Source organism: Methanosarcinales archaeon (assembly GCA_014859725.1).
GTDB lineage: Archaea > Halobacteriota > Methanosarcinia > Methanosarcinales > Methanocomedenaceae > Kmv04.
The window spans coordinates 1-10381 of record JACUTQ010000074.1; the positions used below are offsets into that span (position 1 = coordinate 1).

Here is a 10381-nt window from a genome sequence, read left to right on the forward strand (position 1 = left end):
GGTTATATTATTTAATGTATCAACACATAACATGTGCGAACTTAACTTATACTTTACATAATTAAATAACTATATATTTACTTAAGTTCAACAAATATACACGAGGATAATTATGCGTGCAGAAGTATCAACTTTATTCGGATTGAACGTGTATACTGAAAAAGGCGTTTATATTGGCAAAGTCAATGATGTAGTTCTTGAACCAAACGAATCCAATATTTCGGGATTGGCTGTTGGAAAGATAAATCCGGAACTATTCGATGTTTCCAGCAAAGGCATTATTCTTCCATTTCGTTGGGTAATTGCAGTTGGAGATGTTATTCTTACAAGACAATTCTCCACTAAAATAATGAAAAAATCAGGTGAAGAAGAAAAAGATTCTGATTAATGCTTCATAACACTGATCTTAAAAAGCGAGAAATTTTCGCACAAATAAAAATTACCAATACTGCAATTGTAAGAATTGATGGCCGGAGTTTTGGCCAAGCTCTTCGTCAATTACAATTCAGTAAGCCTTATGATCTTAGTTTTGCAAAAGGAATGGCGGATTCCACAGTAACTTTTTTCAGAAAGAGTGGGATCAATCCATCTCTGGCTTACATATTTTCTGATGAGATAAATCTATTGTTCGTAAAGAACCTGCCGTTCAATGGCAGGCTTGAGAAAATCGATTCTGTCATTCCCAGTTTTTTTTCTTCAGCACTGGTTTTGGCCTTAGATTGCCGGGAACCCCTGTCCTTTGATTCAAGAGTTGCTATTATTGATACTGCTGATATTATGGAATACCTGAAATGGAGGCAGGAAGAGTGTTGGCGTAATCTTATGAGTTCATATGGATTTTATCTCTTAAAAAATGGCGGAATGACTGCAAAAGAAGCTGCTGATAAATTAAAAGGCTTAAAATCCGACCAGCTGCATGAACTTGCATGGGACCATGGAATCAATCTTGCTAAAACACCTGCATGGCAGCGTCGTGGGATACTGGTAAATAAAGAAAAAACCTTAGAATCAATTATCAATCCATTAACAGGTAAAGAGACTACAGAGCAGAAGTCAAGGATAATCCAGAACTGGGAGCTACCTCTTTTTAACAGTAAAGCAGGATCTCAACTGGTTGACAGTATCATAAGAAACTCTGAGGTTTAGAACGTATCTTCAGTGAATTCTTTGCAGCTGCGGTCTGTTTCATAAATATTTTTTTTGATTTTCGTGCAAAAACCATCATACATCGCGTTGTTTTTCCCCTTTACCTTAGTTGAAAAATACTTACAATCTACGCAAAAATACATATAGCATAGCTCCAAAATGTTTAGTATATAACGGTCTTTTTCAAAAAAATATATTCCATATTAACGTCTTCGTGTCGATTGTACAATTTGCATTACATGAAAACTGGCTGATCCAGTGACCATATCACTGCTGTAATATTCACAATAGATGTACTCTTCCATCCGTTCACATTTATCATGATACCTCTCTTGAAGCTCTTCTATTCTGGATTCTAACGCACAACAACCAGTATTAATTCGAGGGCATCTCGGTGGTAATATCAAATAAACTCCTCATTAATTTGATAACTTATTGAAAGATATAAAATTAACATGATTTTTGACGATATATAACTAACGCTTTAAAGAGACCGTTACAATTCGTGTTGGTGAATAAATTTAATAGTATTGACAGCCCTCAATAATATTAAGCTCCTGAAAAAGTGCAAACATATTTTATCAAACAGGACATAAAAAAGCTCAATGGATGCAAATCATCATTCGTTTCAAGATGAAACAATATTGTCTAAAACGCTTATCAAGATATTATCTTTAAACACGAAAAAATATCTAAGACCCCATTGCGGGATATTATTTTCAGGTGGGGTGGATAGTTCACTTGTAGCATTTTTATCCACTAAATATTTACCGGATATAGAGTTAATTACCGTGGGTTTTAAAGACTCTAATGATGTCAAATGGGTTGATACTGCTGCAGGGTTATTGGGTCTCAGGAATAACCTCCATATCAAAATAATTGATCTTGATGAAATGGAATCTATCATCCCTCGTATAATAAATGTGCTAAAAACAGCTGACCCAATGACAATTTCTCTTGGAATACCTTTGTATATTGCCTGTTCAGAGGCAAAGAAGAATAACATAGATCTGTTGTTGGCCGGGCAGGGTGCGGATGAACTTTTTGGAGGATATCAAAGATACAGGGAAATTGCCATAAGAGGTATGGATGCTTTGCAGGATGCCATAACTGCTGATGTAGAAAGGCTTCCTGTGCGGGACATTAAGCGGGATAATACTATTGCCAGGGCGGCAGGCGTGGAACTGGCTGCACCTTATCTGGAATCCGAAGTAATTGAATTTGGCCTGTCCATTCCACCTGATCTTAAGGTGAGGGAATTAAACGGAGAATTGGCAGGTAAATATATTCTACGTAAAGCGGCTGAAACGGTAATTCCAGGTGAGATCGCATGGAGAAACAAGAAAGCACTTCAATATGGGAGTGGTGTTTGGGGAGCACTGGGAAAACTTGCCAGGACGGCCGGGTTTAAGAAACAAGACAAAGGCTATATAAGAAAATATCTTTATTCGGTGGCAGAGGAAAATAGGATAGAACTGGATGTAACATCATGATCACTACCAAGGACGTGGAACATATGGGCTGGCTTTCAAGGCTTAAGATCGAAGAGGAGAAGCTTGAAGGGTATGCAGGGCAGTTGAATTCGGTACTGGATTATTTCGGCCAGCTGGATGAAGTGGACACTGAAGGGATTGAGCCTACTTATCATGTGCTTGAAATGAACAATGTATTCAGGGAAGATGAGATTACTGAATGCCTTACCCAGGATCAGGCAATTGATAATGCCCCTAAAACCCAGGACGGCTATTTCAAGGCTCCCAGGATCATATGAGGTGAATGCTTTGATCACAGTATCCCAGACCCTTCAAGCTATTCAGGATTCTTCGGCAGAAGAGGTGGTGGACAAATGCCTGGAACGTATCGAGGGTAGTAAATATAACGCTATTATTAAGGTTACCAGGGACGAGGCCCTGGAAGCTGCCAGGAATGTAAACGGCGGTCCGCTGGCAGGCGTACCTATCGCCATCAAGGATAACATATCAACCATAGGCATGGAAACCACCTGTGGGTCCAGGATCCTGTCAGGTTATATCCCGCCCTATGATGCCCATGTGATAGAGCGGCTAAAGGAAGCCGGGGCCATCATTGTGGGCAAGGCCAATATGGATGAGTTTGCCATGGGTACATCCACTGAAAGCAGTTGTTATGGTCCTACGCTTAACCCATGGGAAACTGAGTGTGTACCTGGCGGTTCATCTGGCGGTAGTGCTGCCACCGTGGCTGCAGGCGAGGTACCTTTGGCCCTCGGTTCAGATACTGGTGGTTCAGTCAGATGCCCTGCATCCTTTTGCGGGGTGGTAGGATTGAAACCCACATATGGCCTAATCTCCAGATACGGCTTGATTTCATATGCCAACAGTCTGGAGCAGATCGGGCCTATTGCTTCAAATGTTGAGGATATGACCTTGTTATTTAATTTGATAGCAGGTCATGACCCCCGGGATTCCACGTCTGTTCCCGGAGAAAAGGATTATACTAAAGCCCTGGTGAATGATGTGAAGGGTCTCAAGATCGGCGTACCAAAGGAATATTTTGGTGAAGGTACGGAGCCGGCCGTGGAGCGCAGTGTCTGGGAGGCAGTGCATACACTGGAATCCTTGGGAGCATCCTGGAAGGAAGTTGTGATGCCCCATACAAAATATGCATTGGCTGCCTACTATGTCATTGCCATGAGTGAAGCATCTTCAAACCTGGCCCGGTTCGATGGGATGAGGTACGGGCTGCGCCTCGAAAAAGACCATGACTGGCATACCACATACAGTGAGATCAGGGCAGCTGGTTTTGGCGAAGAGGTGAAGCGAAGGATCCTGTTGGGGACCTATGCGCTGTCAGCCGGATACATGGATAAGTACTATCTCAAAGCCCTGAAGGTCAGGACACTGGTCAAGCAGGATTTTGAGAGGGCATTGAAAGATACGGATGTACTGATCGCGCCAACCATGCCCGCCCCGGCATTCAAACTGGGTGAAAAGATCAGCGACCCTTTGACTCTGTACCTGGCAGATGTGAACACAGTCCCAATAAATCTTGCAGGTGTTCCTTCAATATCACTACCGTGCGGTTTTTCAGATGGTCTCCCGATAGGACTGCAGATCATTGGGCGGCATTTTGATGAAGAGACTGTGCTTCGGACGGCATATACCTTTGAACAAAATACTGATTTTCATACCAGGAGCCCGGAGGTGGCATGAATGCCTGAAGAAAGCCTGAAATTGCGTCCCTATCAGGACGAGACCGGTGTCATGATCGGACTTGAGATACATGTGCAGTTGAACAAATTAAATACCAAGATCTTTTGTGGATGTTCTCTTGATTACCATGATGACGGGCCCAATACCCACACATGTCCTGTATGCCTGGGACTGCCAGGATCACTACCTGTGATAAACCGCAAAGCAGTGGAATATTCCATCAAAGTGGGCCTTGCCCTGAACTGTTCGATCCAGGAGCATACCCAATTCTACAGGAAGAATTATTATTACCCTGATCTTCCCAAGGGGTTCCAGATCACCCAGTATGATTATCCCATCACATCCAATGGTAATATTATGATCGAGGGTGAGGACGGCGAAGTCCGCATCCGTATCAACAGAGCTCATATGGAGGAGGACCCGGGGCGACTGGTGCATGAAGGGGGCAGCATAGAACGCTCCAAATATACGTTTATCGATTACAACCGCAGCGGTGTAGCACTTTTAGAAATAGTAACAGAACCTGATCTCAGAAGTCCAAAGGAGGCAAGACGGTTCCTGGATAAACTGCGAAACATTCTGGAATACCTGGATGTGTCTGATACTACACTGGAAGGTTCAATGAGGGTGGATGCAAATATTTCCCTGGCCGGTGGCAGCCGCGCAGAGGTTAAGAATATCAGCAGTCACAAAGGAGCTGAGCGAGCTCTGTTATTCGAGATCGTGCGGCAGAAGAACATGCTGAGGCGGGGCGGTACTGTAGTTCAGGAGACCCGGCATTTTGATGAAGCAAGGGGTGTGACCGTAAGTCTGCGGACCAAGGAGGAGGCCCATGATTACAGGTACTTCCCCGAAGCTGATCTGGTACCGCTCAGGGTGGCTGATTGGGGGCCTGAGATCGCTAAAACCCTGCCTGAGCTGCCAGATGCCAGAAGACAGCGGTTCATATCTACCTATCATATTACTGATGATCATGCAAAGAGCCTGACCTCTGAGAAGAAGGTGGCTGACTTCTATGAGAAAGTAGCAGGCCGGGTTGACCCAAAACTGGCAGCAGTATGGACCGCAGATGTACTTAAAGGTGAACTGAATTACCGTGATATTGGTATTGATGCCTTTAAGACTGAAGATATAGTCCAACTAGTGAGTCTGCTTTCTGAGGATAAGATCACTGAGCAGAGCGGCATTCAGATCATCCGAACCATTCTGAATGAAGGGGGCAGTCCGGATAATATAATTGAGGCAGAAGGTCTACTGAAGGCTGAAGGGGATATAGTAACCAATGCGGTCGAAGAAGCTATTTCCGAGAACCCACAACCTGTAGCTGATTATCAGAACGGCAAACCAGAAGCATTGAACTTCGTAGTGGGACAGGTAATGAAGAAGACCAAGGGCAGGGCCGATGCAAAATTGGTACGCGAATTGATCTTGCAGAAGATTTAAATTATATTACTGCAGTATAGGAAATCATCATCCGACCTACAAACATATAAATTACATAGGCCATATTAATATAGCAAAAGTTATATAAATATTAAGGGGTTTTACACAAACATGAAAGAAGAACGATGGGGCAATATAGGTTCCAAATCTGCACACCTTACAAGCGTGCATCCCTGCTATAATGAGAAGATGCATTTCAAGACTGCCCGAATTCATCTACCTGTTGCTCCAAAATGCAATATTCAGTGCGGGTACTGTATTCGTAAGATCGATAAGTGCGAACACAGGCCTGGTGTGTCCAGCGGTGTTATTAAACCACAAGAGGCACTGGAGCGGGTGGACAAGTATGTTAAAGAGATGGAGAATTTAAAGGTTGTAGGTATTGCAGGTCCTGCCGAGGCTTTGGCTAATGAGGAGACGTTTGAGACCCTGCGGTTGGTCCATGAGAAATATCCTGACCTGATCAAATGTATTGCAACTAACGGTTTACTTCTAAGTGAAAGGGTTGACGACCTGAAGGCTGTTGGTGTAACCAGTGTGACCGTGACTGTGAATGCTGTGAATCCCGAGACTGCTGCCAAGATATACCATTGGGTGCGGTACCACGATAAGACCTATAAGGGTCTGGAAGCTGCAGAACTGCTGGTTAAAAAGCAGTGGGAAGGCATTAAAGCTGCTACTGAGGCTGGGCTGCTTGTTAAAACAAATACGGTATTACTGCCTGAGATCAATATGGAAGAGATCGAGGAAATTGCCAAAAAGGCTGCTGGATATGGTGTTGCCATCATGAATATCATTCCCCTGATTCCGTTATACGATTTTGAGCTTAGCGAACCACCATCATGCGAGGATCTGAATCTGGTGCGTACCCTGGCTGAGGAATATTTACCCCAGTTCAGGCTGTGCCAGCAGTGCAGAGCTGATGCGGTGGGCGTACCAGGTGAGGAACCGTGCGGGTCTCCGGTGCAGAAGCGGGCGCAGAGTGAGTATTTCCACGGGTGAATTAAGAGAGGGAAATAATACCGGAAATTATTTCGTGCTTATGAAGGCGATGGAATCCGTATCAACTTCTTTAGAATTTGGATAAATATAAGATAGGCTTATATGTCTCTGATGTCTAAAATATAAGAAGTTGATTTTATAAAATTCTAAAAGGGGGTTTAATAATGGAATTCAAAAAGGGATTAATTTCTGGGATTATAGCAGCAATAGTATTGATGTTAATTTTCTTTATCATAAATATGGTCACCAAAACAGGCGAATGGTACAGCACAACGTTTCCCGAAATGATGACCGCCGAAGCAATGTGGACCGGGGCACTTTCCATATTGTTGACAGGAATATTTATGGGGCTGATTTATTCAGTTATAAATAGTGCGGTTCCAGGGATGGGAATGAGAAAAGGATTAAACTATGGTTTCATGGTGTGGTTGCTTGCAGGAGTTATGTGGCCAATTATGATGATCGCCTTTGCTCCTTTTAACGTCTGGATAATAGAATTGATAAGCGGATTAATTAGTTATTCAATTACAGGGGTAGTAATAGCAGTCATTTACGAAAAACTATAGAAATTTATTGAAATTATTAGCCTTTCATGATAATCCATTGCGTCATGAGGGAAAGTTCGCCAGCTACGTTGAGATGAGGAGTCCGGAAGATGCAGAACTAGCAGTAAAAAATGTTATAAGCATCCCCTCGTGCTTCAAATTTTTTGAGATGATCGCTGAAGACAGTATTAAAATGATGCACTTAAAACAAATGAGACTATATCAGTGATTCTATTTTCGTGAATTTTCTGAAAAACAGGGTTATTCCCGGTCGTAATCCCCATTTATAGAATACCATTATCATCCATCCAGCAATAGATAAGCGATTACTTTGAAAAACACCAACAAAGCCCAGCTTATCGAAGGACCTGTTGGGAAAATACTCTTCAATATGACTGTACCCATGATCTTTGGCATGGTCGGCATGGTCGCATTCAATCTGGTCGATACCTTTTTTGTCGGGCAGCTGGGCACTGAGGAACTGGCAGCATTGAGCTTTACTTTTCCAATAATAATGGTCATTGGCAGCCTGGCAATGGGTATCGGTGTCGGCTCTTCTGTCGTCATCTCAAAAGCCATCGGGCGAGGGGATCATCACATGGTACAGCGGCTGACAACTGACAGCCTGATCCTATCGCTTATAATGGTCGCATTCTTTGTGCTCGTCGGGATGTTGACAATTGATCCACTGTTCAGGCTCCTGGGAGCAACACCAGAGATAGTACCCCTGATCAGGGAATACATGGTGATCTGGTATCCTGGCGTGCTCTTTCTCATTATCCCGATGGTGGGGAACAATGCCATTCGCGCAACCGGGGATACCAAGACCCCAAGCGCCATAATGCTGGTGGCAGTAGTCGTTAATATTGTGCTTGACCCTATATTGATATTCGGGCTTGGCCCCTTTCCCATGCTTGGACTGACAGGAGCAGCCATTGCCACGGTATTTGCACGGGCAATCACATTAATTGTCGCGATATGGGTGCTCTACTATCGGGACAGGATGATAACCTTTGATATACCTCCCCTAAAAACTATTATCGATTCATGGAAAAGCATTATGTACATAGGGCTGCCAGTTGCTGCAACCAGACTGCTGTCCCCCATTGCCATGGGTGTTATCATTGCTCTTATTGCAACGTACGGGCACGAGGCCGTAGCAGCTTTTGGTGTGGGTATCCGCATCGAGTTTTTAGCCATGACCGTGATCTTTGCATTGTCAACGGTAATCGGGCCATTTGTGGGGCAGAATTTGGGGGCTGCCCGGTACGATCGGGTGCAACTGGGGGTCAAATACAGCAATGGTTTTTCACTTATCTGGGGCGTGGTAATGTTTGCTCTTCTGGCAGTAACAGCCAGGCCGGTCGCTTCGATATTCAATGATGACCCTGTGGTCATATCTATTATCTTGCTCTATCTGTGGATCGTTCCAATTGGGTATGCGTTATTTGGTGTGTTCCAGATATCGACCATCACGTTGAATGTGCTGAATAAACCTGTTCCAGCTGCAATCCTTATGGTGATCCAGATGTTCGTTTTGTATATTCCCCTGGCTTATGTGGGGTCATACCTGTTCGGGTTGACAGGAATCTTTGGTGCAATAGTGCTGGCATATTCCCTGACTGGAATGGCCTCTCATTTCGTGCTTAAAAGAGTCCTTAATAGGGTGACGAGGCCGGATCGATCCTGATAGGGAATAAGTGGAGGTGTCTGGTAAGGCGAAAAAGGTAGGCGAAGATATTAATCAGATGGTTCCATTTGCTCTTGTACCTGCCCTGATTTTATGCTTATGATCGCCTCTTTTACAATATTTCCCGGGTTTTCTTTAAAAGGTAAATCACTTACTCGCGTCCCAGGGTCAATATCATCAGGAAGCCCGAGTTCAGCAATCAGGTAATCATACGGGATATCGTATTCAATCGAGGCGGACTCAAGCGTCTTTCGTCCCATATTCTCAAATACCAGTCCCTCGTCACCACCTGATACATCCTTAACACTTTCAGGTTCGGAATAATCCATTGCAAATGTGAACAAAACAGATAATAGCAAGAATATCCCAATAATTAGCACTGCGTATCTTTGCCGTTTCATAGTTTGACCTCCAGTGCATCAGCGGGACATTCTTCAATGCAATCAAGACAATTTGTGCATTCCGTTTTTGGAATTCTCACAACAGGGTCAATTCCTAACTGGCATGCCTTTTTACATTTGCCGCAAACGATACACAGGTCACTATTAAGTTTTACTGAAGTGGGTGATATGCGTGCGATAACTGCGGTGTATGCGCCAAGTGGACACAGGTATCTGCAAAAAGATCTGGGTATTACGATACCGCCGATTAAAACAACCCCAAGTATCAATAGCGGGAGTAATGCGCCGCTCTCAGGTCTCTCCAGTAGGTATAGGGCTCTTGCAGGACAAAAATCCCTGAATATGTACGCTCCAATCCCTGCTGTGATTAGAATAAGTCCTATGAAAATGATATATTTTAGATATTTCAGTGTGCTATCGACATTCTCTGGCGGGTTCCATATAATATTTAACTTCGCCCCGATTAAGTTAAGGTATTCAAAAATGGCTCCAAACGGGCATATCCATCCGCAAAACCCCCGGCCAAATGCCAATGTGGTAACAGTGAGTGCCAAAAGCACAGCAATATTACCTGCATTTATCTTTGCAACATCTTCGCCACTTAATAGTAAAACAGATGCCTGAAGTGCACTTTCCGGACAATAATGGCATAAGAACGTGCTGATGCCTGAAAGATGTTGAAGTGACCAGTTCAGTGTCAGTGCCACAAATGCTGTTAGTACTAAGATTCTAATGTGTTTGTTTTTCATACCCATTCCCATTTTATCTATATATGTTAAAATATGTGAATGGGGAATTAAAGTGGCCTTTATATTTATTTATTTGTTTGTATGCTTTTTAAAATAGCATGCATAACTGTGATGTTATACAATGTTTTAATACAATTAATCAAGCTTGAATAAATATCAGGCCATTGGGCATATTTTCTATAAATGGTGTTCAGAATTAAATATAACTCACCGC

11 protein-coding genes are annotated in these 10381 nt (G+C 43.3%); 9 read left to right on the forward strand and 2 right to left on the reverse strand.

Annotated elements, in window-relative coordinates; genetic code table 11:
* The first annotated feature begins 112 nt into the window (after window positions 1-112).
* The 9 genes from IBX40_07460 (at window position 113) to IBX40_07500 (ending at window position 9017) form a co-directional block, all read left to right on the forward strand.
* Window positions 113-388, forward strand: a complete 276-nt coding sequence (locus tag IBX40_07460; GenBank protein ID MBE0524152.1) for a PRC-barrel domain-containing protein — start codon at window positions 113-115, stop codon at window positions 386-388.
* Entirely contained in the window at window positions 388-1146 is a 759-nt protein-coding gene (locus tag IBX40_07465) for a tRNA 5'-guanylyltransferase (GenBank protein ID MBE0524153.1), read from the forward strand. Before IBX40_07460 ends, IBX40_07465 begins: the two co-directional genes overlap by 1 nt.
* 605 nt (window positions 1147-1751) lie before the next feature.
* Window positions 1752-2639, forward strand: coding sequence for an asparagine synthase C-terminal domain-containing protein (locus IBX40_07470; GenBank protein ID MBE0524154.1), 888 nt, complete (start codon window positions 1752-1754; stop codon window positions 2637-2639).
* Window positions 2636-2917, forward strand: coding sequence for an Asp-tRNA(Asn)/Glu-tRNA(Gln) amidotransferase subunit GatC (gene gatC, locus IBX40_07475; protein MBE0524155.1), 282 nt, complete (start codon window positions 2636-2638; stop codon window positions 2915-2917). Before IBX40_07470 ends, gatC begins: the two co-directional genes overlap by 4 nt.
* Entirely contained in the window at window positions 2868-4337 is a 1470-nt protein-coding gene (gatA, locus tag IBX40_07480; GenBank protein MBE0524156.1) for an Asp-tRNA(Asn)/Glu-tRNA(Gln) amidotransferase subunit GatA, read from the forward strand. The genes gatC and gatA overlap by 50 nt, the downstream gene beginning before the upstream one ends.
* On the forward strand, window positions 4338-5780 hold the full coding sequence (gene gatB / locus IBX40_07485) for an Asp-tRNA(Asn)/Glu-tRNA(Gln) amidotransferase subunit GatB (protein MBE0524157.1): 1443 nt from the start codon (window positions 4338-4340) through the stop codon (window positions 5778-5780). It begins immediately after the preceding gene.
* A gap of 111 nt (window positions 5781-5891) precedes the next feature.
* Window positions 5892-6782 (forward strand): radical SAM protein, encoded by an 891-nt coding sequence (locus IBX40_07490; GenBank protein ID MBE0524158.1) that lies wholly within the window; start codon window positions 5892-5894, stop codon window positions 6780-6782.
* A 164-nt stretch (window positions 6783-6946) separates the two neighbouring features.
* Window positions 6947-7348 carry a hypothetical protein gene (locus IBX40_07495; protein ID MBE0524159.1) on the forward strand — a complete coding sequence of 134 codons (402 nt, stop codon included), beginning with the start codon at window positions 6947-6949 and terminating at the stop codon, window positions 7346-7348.
* 370 nt (window positions 7349-7718) lie between these two features.
* The gene (locus IBX40_07500; GenBank protein MBE0524160.1) at window positions 7719-9017 is read left to right on the forward strand and encodes an MATE family efflux transporter; all 1299 of its coding nucleotides are present in this window, start codon (window positions 7719-7721) and stop codon (window positions 9015-9017) included.
* 50 nt (window positions 9018-9067) lie between these two features.
* On the opposite strand, the gene IBX40_07505 is transcribed toward IBX40_07500, so the two are convergent.
* Together IBX40_07505 and IBX40_07510 are read right to left on the reverse strand one after the other, a co-directional pair.
* Window positions 9068-9418 (reverse strand): hypothetical protein, encoded by a 351-nt coding sequence (locus IBX40_07505; protein MBE0524161.1) that lies wholly within the window; start codon window positions 9416-9418, stop codon window positions 9068-9070.
* Window positions 9415-10167, reverse strand: a complete 753-nt coding sequence (locus IBX40_07510; GenBank protein MBE0524162.1) for a 4Fe-4S binding protein — start codon at window positions 10165-10167, stop codon at window positions 9415-9417. Before IBX40_07510 ends, IBX40_07505 begins: the two co-directional genes overlap by 4 nt.
* Between the last annotated feature and the right edge of the window lie 214 nt (window positions 10168-10381).